Origin of the sequence: Paraburkholderia silviterrae (genome assembly GCF_004353915.1) — a bacterium.
Taxonomy (GTDB): Bacteria; Pseudomonadota; Gammaproteobacteria; order Burkholderiales; family Burkholderiaceae; genus Paraburkholderia; species Paraburkholderia silviterrae.
On record NZ_SMRP01000007.1, the window covers coordinates 819 to 20,076 of the forward strand.

Below are 19,258 nucleotides of genomic sequence, written 5' to 3' on the forward strand. Positions count from 1 at the left end.
GACCTTGCTGCAGTCGCGGTGCGAGAGATTGATCGCCGAGCCGTCGAGCAGATCGCGATAGGCCGAGGCCGCCTCGATCTGGCCGCGATGGCCGCGCAGTTCGTGAATGCGCGCGTCGAACGGCTTGACCGAGCCCGCTGCCGCGTCCACGCACAGCGCGCCGGAAACGAGCGCAGTGCGGTACAGATCTTCGATTGCGAAAAGGTTATAGATCGCGAGCGCTGCGGAAGCCTGCGTGCCGTTGAGCAGCGCGAGGCCTTCCTTGGCCTGCAGCGCGATCGGCTTGAGGCCGGCCAGACGCAGGCCCTCTTGCGCGCTCATGCGCTCGCCCTTCGCGAACACGTCGCCCACGCCCAGCAGCACGGCCGACATGTGCGAGAGCGGCGCGAGGTCGCCCGACGCACCCACCGAGCCCTTCACCGGGATCACGGGCAGGACGTCTGCATTGAAGAGCGTGATGAGCGTTTCCATCACTTCGCGGCGAATGCCCGAGTGGCCGCGGCCGAGGCTCGAGAGCTTCAGCGCCATCATGAGGCGCACGACCGGGCGCGACATCGGCTCGCCCACGCCCACGGCGTGCGAGAGCACCAGATTGCGCTGCAGCAGTTCGAGCTGGTCGATCGGGATGTGCGTGCTGGCGAGACGCCCGAAGCCCGTGTTGATGCCGTAGGCCGGCTCACCCTTGGCCGTGATCTCGGCGACGGTGCGCGCGCTCGCGTCGATCGCCGCGAAGCTTGCCGGATCGAGCTGGAGCTGGATGCTGCTGCTGTCCTTGGCGCGCGCGATCTGGCGCAGTTGGGTGAGGGTGAGATGGCCGGGAGTCAGGGTAATCATCGCAGTGAAATAAGTTGTCTGGACAAGATATCGCCAGATTACACAATCCAACTTGTCTATACAAGTTAAATATTCTGCGTGTATACCCTCATCATCGCTCCCTAACGCCCGAATTACGGGGCCTTTCGGTTACGGAACAGTGACCTCACCCCAGGTGATTACACCGATTGCCGGCTACCCGGTCCAATCGGTAATTTGTATAGACAACTCACTGCTTTGCAGAAAATTCCTTCCGGAGACGTCATGAAGAAACTTGCCCTGTGTGTCGCACTCGCCGTTGCCGCTGGCGGCGCTTGCGCGAAAGACTGGTCCACGATCCGTTTCGGCACGGACGCCAGCTACGCGCCGTTCGAGTCGAAGGCGCCCGATGGCAAGCTGGTCGGCTTCGATATCGACCTCGGCAACGAGATCTGCAAGCGCCTGAACGCGAAGTGCGTGTGGGTCGAGCAGGACTTCGACGGCATGATCCCGGGCCTGAAGGCCAAGAAGTTCGACGGCGCGCTCTCCGCGCTCACGGTCACCCCGCAACGCGAGCAGCAGATCGCCTTCACCGCGAAGCTCTACGACACCCCCACGCGCCTCGTCGCGAAGAAGGGCTCGCCGCTGCAGCCGACCGTCGAGTCGCTCAAGGGCAAGTCGGTGGGCGTCGAACAGGGCTCGACCCAGGAAACCTACGCCAAGCAGAACTGGGCGACCAAGGGCGTCAACGTCATTACCTACCAGAACCAGGACCAGGTCTATCTGGACCTGAACTCGGGCCGCCTGGACGCCGCGCTGCAAGACGAAGTGCAAGCCGATCTCGGCTTCCTGAAGACAGCACGCGGCGCCGGCTTCGCGTTCGCCGGCCCGGAGCTGCCCACGGGCGCGGCCGCCATCGGCCTGCGCAAGGACGACGCCGACCTCAAGGCGAAGATCGACAAGACCATCGCCGACATGATCAAGGACGGCACCTACAAGAAGATCGAGTCGAAGTACTTCGACTTCGACGTATACGGCGGCTAGGCACCCACGCCTCACCTGCATCAACACGGGTGCGCATGCCGCGCCGCTGCCCGGCACGCGCCCCGTCATTGAAGGACGTCCATCCATGCTTTTCCAAGGCTTCGGCCCTCTCCTCCTCGCGGGCACGTGGGAAACCATCAAGCTCGCGCTGCTCTCGCTCGCCGCGGCGTTCCTGCTGGGTCTCGCAGGCGCCGCCGCGAAGCTCTCGCCCAACCGTGTGATTTCGCGCATCGGCACGCTGTATACGACGCTGATCCGCGCGGTACCCGATCTCGTGCTCATGCTGCTGCTCTTCTACAGCATCCAGATCTGGCTGAACCACCTCACCGACGCGATGGGCATGGACCAGATCGACATCGATCCGTTCGTGGCCGGCGTCATCACGCTCGGGTTCATCTACGGCGCGTACTTCACCGAGACTTTCCGCGGCGCGTTTCTCTCCGTGCCGCGCGGCCAGATCGAGGCCGGCTTCGCATACGGCATGAGCTCCACGCGCGTGTTCACGCGCATCCTGTTCCCGCAGATGATGCGTTTCGCGCTGCCAGGCATCGGCAATAACTGGCAGGTGCTCGTGAAGGCGACCGCGCTCGTCTCGATCATCGGTCTTGCCGACGTGGTGAAGGCCGCGCAGGACGCGGGCAAGGCCACCCAGGCATTCTTTTTCTTCACGCTCGTGACCGGCGCGATCTATCTCGCCATCACCACCGTTTCCAACCTGGCATTGCACCGCCTCGAAAAGCGCTACTCGACCGGTGTGCGGAGGGCCGCGCTGTGATCGAACTCATTCAGCAATACTGGCCAAACTACCTGTACAGCGACGGCTTCAACTATAGCGGCCTCGTCATCACGCTCTGGCTGCTGGTGGTCTCGATCGTGCTGGGCTTCGGGCTTGCCGTGCCGCTCGCCATTGCGCGCGCTTCGCGCAATCCGTGGATTTCGCGTCCGGTCTGGCTCTATACCTACGTGTTTCGCGGCACGCCGCTCTATGTGCAGTTGCTGCTCTGCTACACCGGCATCTACAGCCTGCAATATGTGCATACGCACGCGCTGCTCGGCGAGTTCTTCCGTAGCGCGATGAATTGCACGCTGCTCGCGTTCACGCTCAACGAGTGCGCCTACGCCACCGAGATCTTCGCGGGCGCCATCAAGGAGACCGCCTACGGCGAGATCGAAGCGGCACTCGCCTACGGCATGTCGAAGTACAAGCTCTACACGCGCATCATCCTGCCCTCGGCATTGCGCCGTGCGCTGCCCTCGTACAGCAACGAGGTCATCCTGATGCTGCACGCCACGACGCTCGCGTTCACCGCGACCGTGCCCGACATCCTGAAAGTGGCGCGCGACGCGAACTCCGCCACCTATATGACTTTCCAGGCATACGGCATTGCGGCCGCGCTCTACGCGACGATCGTGTTTGCCCTGATCTGGGGCTTCCGCCGCATGGAAACCCGTATGCTGGCATACCTGAAACCGCAAGGGCACTGAATTCCACGTAGTACTGATGGAGTGTATTGAGAATGTACAAGCTGATTGTTGACGACTTGCACAAGAAGTTCGGCGAGAACGAGGTTTTGAAGGGCGTGTCGCTCAAGGCGAAAGCCGGTGACGTGATCAGCCTGATCGGGTCCAGCGGTTCGGGCAAGAGCACGTTCCTGCGTTGCATTAACTTCCTCGAGTCGCCGTGCTCGGGCCGCATCACGCTCAACGGCGAAGAGATCCGCACGAGCGCGGACCGCAACGGCTCGCTGCGCGTGAGCGATCCGAAGCAACTGCGGGCCATGCGCACGCGCCTTTCGATGGTGTTCCAGCATTTCAACCTGTGGGCGCACATGACCGTGCTCGAGAACATCATCGAGGCACCGGTGAGCGTGCTGGGGTTGAGCCGCAGCGAAGCGGAGGAACGCGCGCTCAAGTACCTGGCCAAAGTGGGCCTCGCGACGGGCGTCGAGCATAAATACCCGTCGCATCTGTCCGGCGGCCAGCAGCAGCGCGTGGCAATCGCCCGCGCGCTGGCCATGGAGCCTGAGGTCATGCTGTTCGACGAGCCCACCTCCGCGCTAGACCCCGAGCTCGTGGGCGAGGTGCTGCGCGTGATGCAGGCGCTCGCGGAAGAAGGCCGCACGATGATTGTCGTCACGCACGAGATGGGGTTCGCGCGCAACGTGTCGAATCACGTCGTCTTCCTGCACAAAGGCAAGATCGAAGAGCAAGGCGACCCCAAGGAAGTGCTCAATGCGCCGCGCAGCGAACGCCTGCAGCAGTTCCTCTCGGGGCGCCTGAAGTAAGCGTCATCCGCGCGCGGGGGATCGCCCGAATTTCCTCAGGGATGCTGATTACCTGAGGTATCGAATCGATCCCCCACCCCATCCGCGCAAATGCGGCGCCGCGCTTCCAGCGCCTCGGCCACCATGCGCTCGATCACCTCGGCGGCAGACGTCCGCTCGCTCACGAGCGCCAACGATTCGCCCGCAAACAGCGCCATGCGCTCCAGTTCGCCCGTCGTGCTGCGCAAGGGCGAGTCGGTGCTGAACAGGTAGAGCGGCCGCCCGTCGTCGTGGCCGATCACGGCATCTGCTCCGGCCTGCTTCACGGCCAATACATTCTCCAGCGAACCCACCTGATACAGCACGATGACGCCCGCATCCCATGCGCGCGTCACGGCTTCGCCGCGCGCACGGCGGCGATCTCCCGCTCGAACAATTCGCGTCATTCACGCACCATGCCGCGCAATCCGAATCCCCGTGCCGCGGACGCGGCCGCAGTGAGCTGGAACCTGGCCGGCCCGTCCACGCGCCGCTTTCTTACTGATTGCTTCCCGATTCGCATCGCATAGTCACCAATAAGAAATATTTCCGATTGCTTGTTGAAATTATTTCTGGGAGTATTTACTGGCGACTCACTGGCCGCGACGTGCGCTCTGGCCTCGAACAACAACATCTGGTCCCGAAACCATGAACGACAAGACGATCCTGCCGTACGTGTCGGCGTTGCTCGCCGCCGCACTGATGACCGCATGCGGCGGCAACAGCGAAAGCCCCGCCCCCTCCACGCCCAGCGCATCGCAGGATTCGGCCTGCCTCGCAATCGACAGCAGCGGCGCCACCGTCGTTGTCGGCTCGAACCAGCCCGGCGACCCGTCACTGCCCGAGGCGGCGTCCGGCTACCGGACCGGACTGAAGCCGATCTACGCGAAGACCTACATGGTCGCGACGTCGAACGCCTATGCGAGCAAGGCCGGCTGTGCGGTGCTCAAGCAAGGCGGGACCGCCGCCGACGCCGCCGTCGCGGTGCAGGCGGTGCTCGGGCTGACCGTGCCGGAGGCGACCGGCCTTGGCTCCGGCGGCGTGCTGCTGTACTACGACGCGGCCAGCAAGACCGTGCAGGCCTATGACGGCCGTGAGACGGCGCCCGCTGCCGCAACCGAAAACTATCTGCGCTACGTCGACGACGCGAACGACCTGAGCGCACCGGTGCCGAGCGCGCGCGCGAGCGGCCGCTCGATCGGCACGATCGGCGTCCCGCGGCTCATCGAGGCGCTGCAGCACGATCACGGCAAGCTGCCGTGGAACGGCCTGTTCGGCGACGCGATCTCGCTCGCGACCGACGGCTTCCCGATCGGCGGCCGGCTCGCCGCCGCGATCTCGTCGAATGCGAGCAGCCTGAAGCGCGACGCCGAAGCCGCCGCGTATTTCCTGAACGCCGACGGCACGCCGAAGACGCTCGGCACCGTGCTGAAGAACCCCGCCTATGCCGATGCGCTCACACGGATAGCAAGCGAAGGCGCAAACGCGCTGTACACCGGCACCATCGCGCAGGACATCGTCGCGAAGATCGCGACGACCGCCGGCGCCGACGGCTCGCCGATCACGCCGGGCAAGACGACGCTCGCCGACCTCGCCGGCTACGAGGCAAAGCGGCGCGATCCGGTGTGCACGACCTATCGCGGCGCGTACTGGGTGTGCGGGATGCCGCCGCCGTCGTCGGGCGGCATCGCGGTCGCGGCCGCACTCGGCATCCTCGAGAACTTCGACCTGAAGTCGCTCGGGCCAACCGCGATCGATCTCGAAGGCGGCAAGCCGACCGTCGCCGGCGTGCATCTGATCAGCGAGGCCGAACGGCTCGCGTACGCAGATCGCGACAAGTACGTCGCCGACACCGACTTCATCCCCCTGCCCGGAGGCACCTGGGACACGATGCTGAACAAGCCGTACATGAAGCAGCGCGCGGCATTGATCAGCACCACGAAGAGCATGGGCACGGCGCAGCCCGGCGATCTCGGCGCGGTGCCGCTCGGCATCGACAAGACGCTGATCGAGCACGGCACCAACCAGTTCACGATCGTCGACGGCAGCGGCAACGTCGTCAGCGCGACGACCACCGTCGAATCGAGCATGGGCTCGTTCCACATGACGCACGGCTTCCTGCTGAACAACCAGCTGACCGACTTCTCCGCGAGCCCGACCGACAGCACCGGCGCGCTCGTCGCAAACCGCTTGCAGCCGGGCAAGCGCCCGCGCAGCTCGATGGCGCCGACGCTGGTGTTCAAGGTCGCCGCGGACGGCTCGAAGGGCGACTTCGTGATGGCGACCGGCTCTCCCGGCGGCGGCACGATTCCGCAGTACGTAGTGAAGACGCTCGTCGGCACGCTCGACTGGGGACTCGATGCGCAGCAGTCCGCCGGACTCGTCGATTTCGGCGCGAGCAACAGCCCGATCACGACTGTCGGCGGCGAGCATCCGAACGTCGACACCAGCAACAACGGCGCGAACGATCCGCTGATCACCGGGCTGAGGGCGCTCGGGCACACGGTGTCGACGTCGGCACAGGTCAGCGGCGTGAATACCGTGATGCGGGTGACGGTGAGCGGCGCGAACGCGCTGCAGGGCGGCACGGATCCGCGGCGTGAAGGTGTGGTCCTGGGGGATACGTTTACACGGTGAATGGGGTGCCCGCGCGGAACGCATCGTGCATGCCGACGCGCGGGCGGCGCTGACACATTGGATGCGGCGGGATTAGTCGTCCGGCACGAGCTCCGGATGCCAGTCGCGCACGAGCGCCTCGAACGGCTCGTCGTAACCCAGCGTGCCGGGATAGCTGTGCGCGCGCGACGCCAGCCGGAACACAGTAACCATGTCCTCCACGATCTCGTCATCGACGCCCCAGGCGGTCGTCAAGTCGTAGCCGCCGCACTTGCCCGCGTTCCACCAGGCAAGCAAAAAATCCGCAACCTTTCGGCTTTGCTCTGTGTCGCCGCTGGCGATCTTCAGAAGTTTTTCGAGGGCCCGCTTCTCGCCTTCAAGCATTTGATCGGGGCGCATGATTCCTCCGTTTGGCGTGGCCCATCATGGCCCGTCGTCGCTGCGCAGGACCACAAGCCACAGAATTCAGGATCTAGTGCGACTCTCTTTCATAGGCTGAGCCAGATCCGCCAGTGACCCACCAACCACTCGTAGCTTCATCGTCAAGTGCGTCTCTGCCGAGATCCGCATACCTTCCTGCATCATCGATGCTCCTTTGCGCCATCTAGCCGGTCGCGCACGATTGTGACGGAGCACGGCGCATAGGCGATCACTTGCCTCGCAATGGAACCCAGCAGCCAACGATCAAAGGCAGTACGTCCTCGATGGCCCACGACGACGTGGTCAACTTTATGTCGCTCGGCATATAGCACCAGCTCCTTGGCCGGATGCCCGACAATCAGCTCGTATTGGACCGTTACTCCGGATAACCCGAGCTTTCCCTTGAGTTCGGTGATGAGCTCCTGGCAGTGAAGTTTTTCGGCCTCAAGCAGCTCCGGCCGCTCATAGGCCAACTTACCCCAGTCGGGCAGACGAGCAACCGTAAGAATGTGCAGCCGCGCCCCTTCCTTTTCAGCGAGATTTCTTGCGAAACGGACGGCCTCCTCTGCGGAAACCGAGCCATCGTAACCCGCGAGAATGTCATGCATGATTGCCTCCAAACACGCATCCGGATCTCCTCCGGGCATTCCGGAACACCCCGAAATGGTCGCATCCTGGGCCGAGTGCGCACCCACTGCAGATGTGGCCAACATCAGCAAACTATGTGCGCGTTTCTCGCCTTACCCGCTCCAGGTATTTTCCTGAGGCGACCTCAATTCGCACCGTATCCCCTTCCTTGATGAACTGGGGAACGAGTACTTCCATGCCGTTCTCCAGCGTGGCGGTCTTGAAAGTCGAGGTTGCATGCTCGTGCAGGCCCGGCGGTGCGGAAGCCACGCTTAACTCGACCGCAGGCGGAAATGCGATGGAGACCGGCTCTCCTTCATAAAGCGCGACCGGGATTCGCATATTGGGCTGAAGGAACTTTTCGTATGCACCCATGATTTCCGACGGCAGGCTGATCTGCTCAAAGGTGTCGGGATCCATAAAGTAAAAGGAGACGCCATCCGCATACAGATATTCCATCTCCTTGTGATCGAGCGCGACTTCTTCGATCCTGTCGCCCGGGTGTAGCCGCAACTCTCTGATGTGCCCGGTCTTCAGGATCCTGACCCTGGCAAACACTGCGCTACCATGCTGGCCCCCGCCAGCATGGTAGCCGGCGCTCGCGACGCAATGAAGCTCGCCTTCAAGCATGACGACCATGCCCGACTTCAATCCGGAAGCTTCAACCATGTCCTTGTCTCCGCAGTGCCGGCAAGGTGACGGCATCTTCAGACTGGCACCGCAGCGGACCGTCGGCAACCGGCCCGCAAGCGCACGTCGGCCGCGTGCTTGGCGTGCGCGGCGAAAGCTGCTCTGGGAGCATCGTTCCCCAGACTTGCTTCGCCCGGCGGCCTGGACCGGGCCTCTCAGCCTGGTCAGTGCAGTTGTCGCTTCAGGGCCGAAAGTTCGGAATGCATCGAACTGACGGAGTCCATGATCCCGGCGGCGAGGCCGCTGGCCTGTTGGCAAGCGCGCTCCGCACGATCACCGATCCGCTCGAGATCATCGACGCACTGCCGGATGCGATCTTCGTCCCTGGAGGACAAGATCTTCTTTGCCGATTTGCATTCCCTTTCGAGCTCATCCATCCAGTTCATCAAGTGCCTTGGAATCGTCGTGTCGGCGTGCATGCTACGTGATGCTTCGCTGACGGTTTGCTGCAGATGAGTAAAGCGCTTTTGGATTTCACTGGCTTGCAACATGATGCCCCCTTCTTGAACATCAGTTCCAGATGAATTCAGGCAGCAGATGAGGGTGTGTTGCCCGTGCCATCGCCATTCGCCAGCCTCGGTCGGCGGCCGGCGGCCGGCGACATTGCATTGCGTCAACGCGGCACCGGGGCACGCGAAAGGCGCCTCTCCAGTGTAGGTCACAATCGGTCGCCTGCGCCGGTCCGCAAAGTGCCAAACGCAATCCGCGACCGACAAGCCGCGCACCAGCGCGACCCATGCGCTTGCTGCGTGAGGATCGATCAGGCCTGAATTTCCAAAGGAATCCTTTTCATTTCGGCAACCGGAAAGCGTGACAGATCGCTCTCTCGCAGCCCTCATCCCTTCGGTCGAAATGTCATGACAAAGCTCGTTGGCGTGCTGCCGTTGACATCCGCTGGCATTGGATCTGAATTCTCGACGGCGGCCACCACGGCGCGATCCCACTGCGGATTTCCGCTCGCACGTTGAACCGTGACACTGAGCAGCGCGCCGCTGGGGGTGCACGTGACCGCGATGACCGCAGACGGATCGCCCTCGATATCGAACGGCGCGATGACGTTGGCGCGCACCCGCCGTGCCACCTTTTCGGCATACCCCGCCGACGCGGCAACCCCGCTTTCCAGCAAAGGCCTGCCGGCAGCGCCCTGCAACGCGGCGAGACGTGCTGCGCGCCGCGGATCCACCGGCCGATTTCCTCGCTGCACAACGCTCGGTTCCTCAGTCAAACGCGCCCGGGGTTCCACGCCTGTACGTACTGTGCGCGAGTCAAGTCTATGCAGTCGCTGTGGCTTGACCAGGTTGCTGCCGTGCCGCATAACCGCAGTCGGGTCGTTCGCGGCAATCAGTCTGGCAGGCGCTGCCGTCACCTGTGATGCCCACGTCCGGCTGGCCGCGCGCGGCGCTGGGCCAGCCAGCAGCAAAGGCGTAACCGGCCCGGTGACTACGGTGTGCGAACTGGTGGATGCAGTCTGCGGGCCCCTCGTGCCGGCCAACAGCAGCGCCAACAGCACGACGTGCATGCTCACCGCTAATCCAAACGCCCGCCCCGTGCCGCGCTCGCGCGGCGGTCGAAGTTGCAGGCTGGATGTCGGGTTCATGGCGAATTGACGCCGGCTCGCTCACTCGCCCTGATGACGCGGCGAACCGGTGCCCGCGTTGTTGCCACCTTCAGTGTAGTCCGGTTACGGCCGCAATACCCAGCAGGTGATCCAACTGGCCGGCGTGGCGGGCGGACCTTTCCGGGTTGCAGCGCCGCGAAGATCGGGCAGCGCCGAACGGTCCGCCGGCTCGTCATCAGCACCCCGAAGCAAGTCGCGGCGCCAGATGACCCATTACCAACCATGCGCATGGAGGCCAAGCTTTGCCGACTTGGATATCCCGCAGCACGTCCTATAAGAAGTGTAGAGGAACTCGATTGGCTTCCAGAAATTCAACCAAATAACTTCCGGATCGGGGCCACCCAACAGCGTGGAACCGGTTCAAATTAGGGATCGATCAACAATATAACTTCCAAGATTTCGGTCTTACAACCATTTCTCTTCCGTCGTGATCACGCTTCTGCGCGCGCCGAACACCTTCCGGTGACGGGCGTCACAAGCATCCCACAATTCGCCCGAATTTCGGTTTAATCTTGCTCGGCACTTCGAGCGCTCCCCGGAACTGCTGTGGCTGGCGGAAATACGCGCCTGCCAGGTTCACCTAGTGGAACTCCAGTGGTGCGCGGCCAGCAGCCTTAAGGTGGCGACTGCGGCGCAACGCTTCATGTACCACGATGATATCTATCTCGTAGGCAAGTATCTGCCTGATCCAATGATGGTGAGAGATTTCGATCCACGAGTCATCGCGACATACAGATCCTTGGCGTCAAGAGCTTCTGCATCTAAGATGACCGCATGGTCGTATTCCAAGCCCTTGACCAGCAGCGTTGTCCCGATGAGTTTTCGGTGGCTAATAGGCCGCCCTGTGTGCCTCATCTCGCGCTGGTACAGGTTCGCCGCCTCTGAAAGAGTTGCCCCTTCTCCTTCAATGTGCATCTTCAGCACGTTGAGAAAGCGATACAGCAGGTCACGTCGGTAGGTCGACGTCTCTGGGTTGGCCTTCAACGCAAGGAAGAATGACTTGAGGTGGCCGCTTGTTGGCGCGCTCAAATAGGCATTCGCTGCATGCAAGACCGAGGGATACTTGGTCCCTTTGATTTGTTTCGCAACCTCGCCCCTCTTGGTGCCCGCGGTCAGCGCCTTATCCACGCCAGTGAAGCACTTCTTGGCGAAGTCCAATGCGAGAAGAAAGCCTTTCTGGACGGTCTTGGCGGTTCCGAACTTCTTGACGAACGAGTGAAGCTCCTTGCCCTCAACCTCTTCGATGGAGGAAAACCGGCCCGCCATAGTCCGTGCCAGGAGGTGCGTCTTGTTCTTGGACTGCTGATCGCCTCCGTGCAGCGCAATCACACTCTCGCTGTGGCCCAGAAAATCGAAAAGCGACGCATACTGTTTTTTGGCGAGGTTCTCGGGATCGGTGTAGACACGAACTACGCTTCGTGGCCGTCCGCTAGAAATATCTATCTTCTGGCCCTGCTCCAGCTTCGTCCGCACCTCCTTCAGCCAGGCACCAAGCTCTGGCTGTCCTGCTTTTTTCCAGCGCCAAGGAATCTCCAGTTGCCCCAGACAACCGAAAGAGGGATAGACACTCGCATCCCAGTCCACAGGCTTGCCCTGATCAAAGTCAAAGATGGCCTGCATGGGATCACCCAGGATTCGGCTTGGCAGGAAGTCTGCCAACGCACATACCAACGCATGCTGCAGATCGGAGCAGTCCTGATACTCGTCTACATAGACGCCGACATAGGTAGCCGCAACGACATGACGAATGAACTTCTTATCCAGCAAACCGGCACAGCATTCGTAAAGCTTGTTCCACTGCTTGCTGGTCGGGTTTTCCGTCTGCCATCCTGATGTCTTTGGGTAAGCCAAGCAGAGACGCAACGACCAGCTTGCAAGCGTGTCCACCTGATACTTGAAGGTAGGAACACCAAGTGCGGTCAACTTGGTCTTGATAGAGTTCACGCCCGCAAACGTGTGGGTCAGGATTAGTTGCCTGCCACTAGAGGCTCGTACCGCTAATGCGATGAGATGAGTCTTCCCAAACCCAGCGGGCGCAATCACATACCCTTTGCCCGTGCAATTATTGAGCTTTGTTGCAAGTTCGTCAGACATGCTCCACCCACGCCCAAAGCTTGCCGAGTTCAAGCGCAAGATTCTTCTTGGCGAAGGCCGCATCTTGGAAGGCCGGGATTATGGCCTTGAACCATAGGTCGCCTCTAGTGGTGTCCTTGAACCAGCTACAACCTTTCGCCGCACTGCCTATGGCTGTCCGAAGTTTGGGACTGTCCTCCCACTGATCCACTTGCTTTTCAAGCTCCTCACCGAACTTGGATCGCACTTGATCGTTTGCAGGGAATCCCAATTCTTGGGCAAGTTTCACGCTGACCAACACGCTGGCCCAAGGCAGATCCTGGAATGCCCTCTCTTCCAGTGAGAGCTTGTCGCTCCACACGTGGACCGGAACTCCCAACGTAACAAGCTCGGCCTCGTCTGCCGGAGAAAACTGCTTCTCGGCGTCGCCATCGGCGAGCACCGACACGTCATAGCGAAGTGACTTGAAAGCCTTGGCCAGTGCCTTTAGCTTGCTGGCTCCCCTCGCGTCCAGCAGCGCTACCCCGTGGAAGGACAACGGATCCTTTTTGTTCTCGACTTGGTAGTCGTCAAATCCTCTCAGGAAGCCGACTTCCGTTGCGCCCTCGCACACCACAACCTTCTTCGCCAAGAATGCTTCGGTGCTTGAACGAATCTTCCCCTGCACCTCGTGCTCCTGAAGGCCATCCTGGGCGGCAGAAATGATCTGAGCCACACCGCCTTTGCTGTGAACTACGTGCAGTTCTTTCACGGTGAGTTCGCGCAGCACTGTGGGCGAGTGGGTCGTAAGGAAGTATTGCCCGCGCTTGTCTTCTCTAATGTGCTTGATGAGACGGGTTATCCGATGCGGCTCCAGGCCAAACTCCACCTCATCGAACAAAGTAATATGGCCCTCCTCCAGGCCCATCTTTTGAATGCCACACAGAAGCATACGACGCGACCCAAGTCCCAACTGACGCAACGGCATGTCGCCGTCATGCAGGGTGAGCCCACCCACCTTCAGATTTATGGAGGTCAGATCAAGGTGAGCCTTGTAGGCGTCCAATACGGGAACACCCAGCAACTTGGCTATCTCCTGCGACTTCACCGCCGCGGCGTCAAAGTTCTTGAGAGTGACAGGCCGGTCAGCGTCCAGCGAGGTTCTGGCCGTTCTTGATGCGTTCGCCAACAGTTCATTGAGGCTCTGTGCCTCAGTCAGCTTTGCCAGCGCGGTTCCAGTCGCCCACGACAGCTGCCTCTCACTGTATGCACCGATGAGGCCCACACTGACTTTACTTCTGTCGGCTTGCTTGAACGGAACACCTTCCGGACTGCGATCACAGACCGCGATCCACTTCGGCTCCAGATCCTTTTCAACCGTGAGCCGTACAGTCAGAACGCGCTCCAGATGGTCATCTGGCTCGTCGGTAAGCTTCAGCGCTGCCACGTCCCAGCCTCGCAGGCAATGGCCGTACTTGTTGAGCGAGCAGAACTCTTCAACGAGGTCGCCAATCGTGACTTCGATGACGATGGAGTTCTCAACCTTGCATTGGTAAAAGTCCGAGTCGCTTAGGGTGAGATTCCACTGGGGATAGAAAGCATATCGGATTGCCTCCAAGATGGTTGACTTGGACGAATCGCCCTTGCCTATGAGGCAGAAAATGTCGGCTGTCGGAAGGCTCCAGTCAAGCTCTTTCACACCACGAAAATTCTTGATCGTTATCTTTCTAATTTTCACTAACAACGTCCTCTAGAACTTCACCTATATGAAAACGGATGAACTCTTGATGTCGCACTCCGACTGGTTCTCCTAAGCACAGCAAGGAGCGGCCGTGCGCCCTCGCCTTCCATCATAGATTCATCTTGTGACGCGGGAAACAAGATTCACCACCGCGTGCTCGCATACAGCCGCTCATGTTTTACTTTGAGGGGCCGCTCCTACGCCTGAGAACGGCTGCTTTTGGCGTACTGCTGCCTGCAGCGGAGGTTGTAGCCGGCCCTTTTTGGCCCTGAAGGTGAGTCGCCGCGTGCGACTGCCAGAAGTTGCAGTACCGTCTGTTGGACAACTTAGACTTGCTGTACTAGGTACCAAGATAGCAAGTCCAGTCCCCCGGCCGGACACCTCGGTAACCATTCGCCGAACGTTCATTCTGATCGCGAACCCCGATATTCCCTCTGTGATCCCATCGCCGTCAAAACGTATGGTTCCACGGCTTCTCCGCGTCCGGAGGATACTTTTCCTCGAGCTTTTGGTTCATGACTTTTGCGAATGACTGGCATTCGTTACGTAGCAATCGGACATCCTCTGCAGATAGGTCGACAAGATTGCCGTCAGCGTCGCGGCCAGCCCGATGCACAATGTCATGGCGAATCTTCACCGCACCCATTAACTTCGAGATGTCCGGTAGATCGAACTGGAACGCGGCCTTCACTATGGGCTTAATCTTATCCAGACGATGCCACATGAACGTGCTGAGATAGTCCTTGACCTCCTCTTTTATCCGGTCAAATCGTTCAAAAATCTCAGCGAGTGTTAGGTTTCGAGACTGGAAATCTTTATTGGTCGCCACGAATCGGCGCAACACTTGCTCGTCCGCCTCTAGCCAGAACTTCAGCGTGTCGGAGAGATATGCTTCGAGCGCGGCGATGATGGACCCATGTGCCATCTGGTGGACAATCTGTTCAGCCTGCGGGTTTGCTGCGACGGCGCTCAAGACAACGTCGATCTGATCGAGACGTTCTACTAAGAATGCGTAAGGATCGTCACGAGACGAGACGACTAACCGCGACAAATAGCCTTCGTAGTCGACACCTTCGTGCTCGATGGGTGCCCACTCGTCGCCTACATCACGATGCAAATCCCGGATCAGAGGTTCCATGACCTCGTAAGAAACGACATGCCCGAAACGCTCCTGTATTTCGTCGTTGGGATCGTAGGGGCCACCCCACACATACACATATTTCTTGTCTTCTCCATCCCAAGGGGTCTCGTTTGCGGGGTCTTCGTAGCGATCACAGAACCAGCGTAGCATCGCTGCTTGCTGCAATTCTGGGATAGCCGTTGCAACCCACTCATCGTCAGGTTCAAACGGGGTAAGGTCGACGTTTCCGGCCTCCCGCGGTAAGTCAACATTTCGGTAGTCCATGGCCAATTGATTCTCCAAGCCAGTCGGGCCGCGATTCCGCAGTGATTGGTTGATTGGGCATTGCAGTGGTCGTAACGCTTTCGAGCAGTCTGTACGACAACAGGTGCAGCGATTGTCGACGATCCGGGCGCGGTTGTCGACCGACCGTTTATCGCCGATGCGGGCAGACCGCGAAGGCCGAAAAGCGGGCACAGTCTGTCCTGCCGAATCACGATTCGCGCGAGGCGGCGGTGGCGGTGATAACGCCCCTTATCACGGGGAAACCGGCCATCCTTTGGCCAACCTCGAGGTCGCGACGCGAGGCCGTCTAAACCTGGGCCGTCGCCCTGCCCCGTTCGGCCTTGGTCATCCAGCCTGATGACGCGATTGCCTGCCGCTCTCGTAGTCCAGGCGTCGGCCACAATTCGCCCATAGGCGAGCGGGGAAAAAGGCCGCCGCAACGGCCGCAATTCTCCGTAACGTGACGGAGGAGCTACGCACACAAATCGGCCATTGCGGACGTTAAGATGCCGCCGTTCGTAAGGCAGCTTCAGGTCGCTCTTCTGCCATCCACACCCGCACGACACGAATGTCAGCTTTCACTGCGTTCGGATGCGTACTCTCGACCCATTGGGCCATCCAGACCTGAGTGAATCAACGGCGACTTTTGATTTACAGAAGCCGCTCGGACATCGTATGCGTCCCACCCAGTTTCGTGCCTTGCTCATAGTTACTAGGACTTAACGGGTGTGGACTAACGTGAATCTTTCATCACAAACGGCAGCACGGCGGCGTTATAAAAATTTGCGCCGTTCGATTTCTCCTTTCGGAGTAGAGCGCGCATGTATTTGCTCAGGTAGACGACCCTCTTAAGTTCTTCGTCACGCATGTCACCATACTTCGCTACGACCGCCTTTACCGCTGCTTCATCATGGGCAGACAAGGTCTGAGTGGGCTCCTTCGAAAGAAAATCAACCTGATTAGCAAGCCCAAGCATGACCTTGCTGCCGACGGGCCGAACCATGACTCCCGGAACCAATTGCGGCAGTTTTGCCAAGTGCAAGTCCACAAAATATGGACCGTCCTTTTGCCGGACAACATACGCATTCGTAAGACGTTCCCCGGTTGCCTCAAGTGATGCCAGCTCCGCCAGGAAACACAACTTATGAAGCGCAAAGTAACTAAGCCCTTCTGGCTTACTCTCCAGTATCCGGCGAGCAACGTGTCCGAGCTTTGCGGCATCAGCCCGAGGCTTACCGCTGACCGGTCTCTTACGCTGCCTCTTTCGCCTCCTCAGAGTCTCTGCGACGAACTGGTAGTCACTTAGTTGATTTGCGAAACTGCGGTGAACCATGGCTCTTTGCCCCGGGTGATACACAGGTATCAGGGACCGGCGCAACCACGCGTTGTTCGTTCTAACGTGCTCGCGGAGCGACAGTGCGTGCGCTTGGAGCAGGCCGCACGCCTTGAGCGCCACAGCACCAAGCGTAACTACAAGTGAGGGATCGACTAGCTCGATCGTTTCCCTCAGAAAGGATGCGCAGTTTGCGATCTCGACAGGCGTAGGCGTCGCATTGTTGCCACGTTCATCTTTGGGGTTGCACAACACTGCATTAGTCACGAACACTTCGTATCGGCTGATTCCTACCTGTTCGATGAGGCTCTCAAAGTTGTGCCCGGATTTGTCCCCGTGAAAGGGCAAGTGCGACCCATCGGCCCCAAGTCGCCCGGGCGCCTCACCAACAAACATAAGCGGCGCGTCAAGAGGGCCGCATCCGGGTCCGAGAACGCGCGCGCTCCCCGTCATCCGCGAGCATTTCTCGCACGCGGTTACACGGTTGACCAAGTCGCGGAACTTGGTCTCCTTATCATCGGCGGACGTCATTGAATCAGTGAACGAAGCTGCTGCTGAGAGCAGTCATAGTAAGCATGAACCGAATGGCAGACAAGCTTTCCCGGCTGCTTGTTCGAGGCCGCGCATATGAAGCGAAGTAGCCTGCCCAATCCGATGAAATTACCCAGCACTTTGTTGAAGAAGTCATGGTTCCGGTATACCACGACAAGATCCAAGGAATCGTCGGCGTTCCAAAGAATCTCTCCAAACTGCCAGCAAGGCCCCCCTCTTGTGCGGGGGGCATCCACCGCTGGAGACGAAAGATGAAATACTAAACCGGTGGTGTTCCGTTGCGACCATGTGCTCAGCTTGTCGATTGCCCGCTCTAGCTGGTTGACGCCGTCCGGAGGAAACCGAACGAGACGCTCGAAGTACGTGCCCCATGCGTGGCGCCCACGTTGCCATCTACGAGCGCGGTCATGGACTTGCAGGTAGCGGGCATAGAACTCCGAACGCGTCGCTGCTCGGTCGCAGGTCCGCTGCGGAAACAACGTATTGGCGACGTCGCAGGCGTCATCCGCGCCCGCTTTTATACGAGCAGGCGAATGTTGCTTCAACCAACCGCCCTCTGCTTCGCACGGCTGATCCACAATAGTAATTAGATTGCTGACTTCGCCCCGTGCGTCAAGTAGGAGAGAACAACCCGCGCGCCAAGCTTCGAGTGCCGTAAGACCATCAACGACGGGAATTGTCATGCTCGTCGTCCCTTTGTGATCGAAGATATCCCTTTTGCAGGGGACGACGCACGATATGTAATGCGTTGCTTATCCAAGTCAACAGTCACATCGCCACCGCCGTTTTTCTTTAGTTCCCGGAACACTGCGTAACCTTGGCAAATCGCTTGCTGCCACTGCTTTGCTGTACAAGAGCGCACTTCCAGGCCAGTTACCATCCTGCGAATGGTCTTGAGCAGTCCGATGTCAATAGAACTCCGGTCTACATACCATCCTCGCTCTTCCGCCTGATTGAAAACAAGAATTGAGACAGCCTCCTCAATTACAGCGGCGCGCGCTCCATCTTCCACTTCGTCAATCTTGGCGTTCGACTTGCGTTTGCATTTGAGTAACGATCGGCAGACGGGAGACCATCCGAGTACGGCGGCATACGCGAGATGAAATACATCGTGATAGCGATAGCCATCGTCCTCGTGTGAATTGTCGGTTAGTGCATCACCGATGACGACGTCATTGACGGAAACCTTGACGTATAGACTTCGCTCCAGAGGTTTCTCGTAGAAATTGACAACGAAGCGCCGAGGCAGCCTCTCATCTGGCGCAAAGCCGCTATCGAAAACGTTGACACTTCCTTCCGAATACAGCGACTCAGCCTTCTCGGCATTTGCTTTGGCGATCTCCTCCAACGGGATTTCATACAGAGAAGCAAGGCTGGTCAGATACCAGAGCAAATCGCCGAACTCTTCTCGCAGCTCTGTTCGAAACAGGGGATTGTCCTTCTGCAGGAGGAGCTTCTTCATCATGCTGTGAAGATCACCGACTTCACCGACAAGCCCCATTAGTGAGACTGCGCGGGAGGGGCGTTCGTTGGTGCGCTCCACCATCGCTTGGTATTCGCTAAACGTTGTCATCGTCGCGCTACCGCAACTTGTCGAACTTTCCTCGGTTTTCTCAACTGGCGCGCTTCGCGGCATACGCCCTCCCCGAACATGAATTTAAAGCGTGCTCCAAACAATTCGTGAACCGCGTGTTTCGGCGCAACATAATCGCCGTGCCACTACTGCTTCCCACACTTTCCAGCCCGACATAAAGGTCGGCTTCCCGAATATCCTCGAAGCGGTTGATGACGTTGGCGGTAAGAATGACAGTGATCTGTCAACGCGCAAAGTAAAAATCAGGTCTTGCCCGACGTTTATGCCAAATGCATCAAATCGGGTCGAGTGTTCTTGCGCAGGTCCAGCGATATTCCTGTGAAGTCTGAGTCACGCCGTGTCATGCGCGAGAATGCAGGCTTGATTGTGTTGCATCGACCGGCGGAATCCGCACTCAAGAGTGGTCGTAGCCGCCGCAGCAACCCAGATGACGGGTGGATGTCGCGAGCACTCATTCACTCAGCGGCCGAC

General features: G+C 59.7%; 18 protein-coding genes. 5 read left to right on the plus strand and 13 right to left on the minus strand.

Annotated features, from left to right (window positions below; genetic code table 11):
• On the minus strand, nt 1–834 hold an 834-nt coding region (locus tag EYW47_RS41870), incomplete at its 3' end, for an aromatic amino acid lyase (protein ID WP_240763729.1).
• A gap of 243 nt (nt 835–1,077) precedes the next feature.
• On the opposite strand from EYW47_RS41870, the gene EYW47_RS15985 reads away from it, so the two are divergent.
• From EYW47_RS15985 to EYW47_RS16000, 4 genes are all read left to right on the plus strand, one after another.
• Nucleotides 1,078–1,836: an ABC transporter substrate-binding protein gene (locus tag EYW47_RS15985; RefSeq protein ID WP_133195819.1), complete on the plus strand. Its 759-nt coding sequence runs from the start codon at nt 1,078–1,080 to the stop codon at nt 1,834–1,836.
• 85 nt (nt 1,837–1,921) lie between these two features.
• On the plus strand, nt 1,922–2,611 hold the full coding sequence (locus EYW47_RS15990) for an ABC transporter permease (RefSeq protein ID WP_133195820.1): 690 nt from the start codon (nt 1,922–1,924) through the stop codon (nt 2,609–2,611).
• On the plus strand, nt 2,608–3,321 hold the full coding sequence (locus EYW47_RS15995) for an ABC transporter permease (protein WP_133195821.1): 714 nt from the start codon (nt 2,608–2,610) through the stop codon (nt 3,319–3,321). Before EYW47_RS15990 ends, EYW47_RS15995 begins: the two co-directional genes overlap by 4 nt.
• Nucleotides 3,322–3,353: 32 nt before the next feature.
• Entirely contained in the window at nt 3,354–4,121 is a 768-nt protein-coding gene (locus EYW47_RS16000; RefSeq protein WP_133195822.1) for an ABC transporter ATP-binding protein, read from the plus strand.
• A gap of 35 nt (nt 4,122–4,156) precedes the next feature.
• On the opposite strand, the gene EYW47_RS41875 is transcribed toward EYW47_RS16000, so the two are convergent.
• Nucleotides 4,157–4,546 (minus strand): hypothetical protein, encoded by a 390-nt coding sequence (locus tag EYW47_RS41875; protein ID WP_240763731.1) that lies wholly within the window; start codon nt 4,544–4,546, stop codon nt 4,157–4,159.
• A gap of 241 nt (nt 4,547–4,787) precedes the next feature.
• On the opposite strand from EYW47_RS41875, the gene EYW47_RS16010 reads away from it, so the two are divergent.
• Entirely contained in the window at nt 4,788–6,776 is a 1,989-nt protein-coding gene (locus EYW47_RS16010) for a gamma-glutamyltransferase family protein (protein WP_133195823.1), read from the plus strand.
• Between the two features lie 72 nt (nt 6,777–6,848).
• On the opposite strand, the gene EYW47_RS16015 is transcribed toward EYW47_RS16010, so the two are convergent.
• From EYW47_RS16015 to EYW47_RS16065, 11 genes are all read right to left on the minus strand, one after another.
• Complete coding sequence (locus tag EYW47_RS16015; RefSeq protein WP_133195824.1) at nt 6,849–7,154, minus strand: DUF7673 family protein; 306 nt, start codon at nt 7,152–7,154, stop codon at nt 6,849–6,851.
• A gap of 182 nt (nt 7,155–7,336) precedes the next feature.
• Nucleotides 7,337–7,783, minus strand: a complete 447-nt coding sequence (locus tag EYW47_RS16020) for a universal stress protein (RefSeq protein ID WP_133195825.1) — start codon at nt 7,781–7,783, stop codon at nt 7,337–7,339.
• Nucleotides 7,784–7,895: 112 nt separating this feature from the next.
• Nucleotides 7,896–8,471: an elongation factor P gene (locus EYW47_RS16025; protein WP_133195826.1), complete on the minus strand. Its 576-nt coding sequence runs from the start codon at nt 8,469–8,471 to the stop codon at nt 7,896–7,898.
• Between the two features lie 185 nt (nt 8,472–8,656).
• Nucleotides 8,657–8,983, minus strand: a complete 327-nt coding sequence (locus EYW47_RS16030; RefSeq protein WP_133196056.1) for a hypothetical protein — start codon at nt 8,981–8,983, stop codon at nt 8,657–8,659.
• A 344-nt stretch (nt 8,984–9,327) separates the two neighbouring features.
• Nucleotides 9,328–10,089, minus strand: coding sequence for an energy transducer TonB (locus tag EYW47_RS16035; protein WP_133195827.1), 762 nt, complete (start codon nt 10,087–10,089; stop codon nt 9,328–9,330).
• 681 nt (nt 10,090–10,770) lie between these two features.
• Nucleotides 10,771–12,204 carry a UvrD-helicase domain-containing protein gene (locus tag EYW47_RS16040; protein ID WP_133195828.1) on the minus strand — a complete coding sequence of 478 codons (1,434 nt, stop codon included), beginning with the start codon at nt 12,202–12,204 and terminating at the stop codon, nt 10,771–10,773.
• Complete coding sequence (locus EYW47_RS16045; RefSeq protein ID WP_133195829.1) at nt 12,197–13,900, minus strand: ATP-dependent nuclease; 1,704 nt, start codon at nt 13,898–13,900, stop codon at nt 12,197–12,199. Before EYW47_RS16045 ends, EYW47_RS16040 begins: the two co-directional genes overlap by 8 nt.
• A 454-nt stretch (nt 13,901–14,354) precedes the next feature.
• Nucleotides 14,355–15,308: a HEPN domain-containing protein gene (locus tag EYW47_RS16050; protein ID WP_165976582.1), complete on the minus strand. Its 954-nt coding sequence runs from the start codon at nt 15,306–15,308 to the stop codon at nt 14,355–14,357.
• Between the two features lie 733 nt (nt 15,309–16,041).
• Complete coding sequence (locus EYW47_RS16055; RefSeq protein ID WP_133195831.1) at nt 16,042–17,172, minus strand: uracil-DNA glycosylase; 1,131 nt, start codon at nt 17,170–17,172, stop codon at nt 16,042–16,044.
• Nucleotides 17,169–17,876, minus strand: a complete 708-nt coding sequence (locus tag EYW47_RS16060; RefSeq protein ID WP_133195832.1) for a thymidylate synthase family protein — start codon at nt 17,874–17,876, stop codon at nt 17,169–17,171. The genes EYW47_RS16055 and EYW47_RS16060 overlap by 4 nt, the downstream gene beginning before the upstream one ends.
• Nucleotides 17,873–18,829 carry a nucleoside triphosphate pyrophosphohydrolase family protein gene (locus tag EYW47_RS16065; RefSeq protein ID WP_240763735.1) on the minus strand — a complete coding sequence of 319 codons (957 nt, stop codon included), beginning with the start codon at nt 18,827–18,829 and terminating at the stop codon, nt 17,873–17,875. Before EYW47_RS16065 ends, EYW47_RS16060 begins: the two co-directional genes overlap by 4 nt.
• Nucleotides 18,830–19,258: the final 429 nt, after the last annotated feature.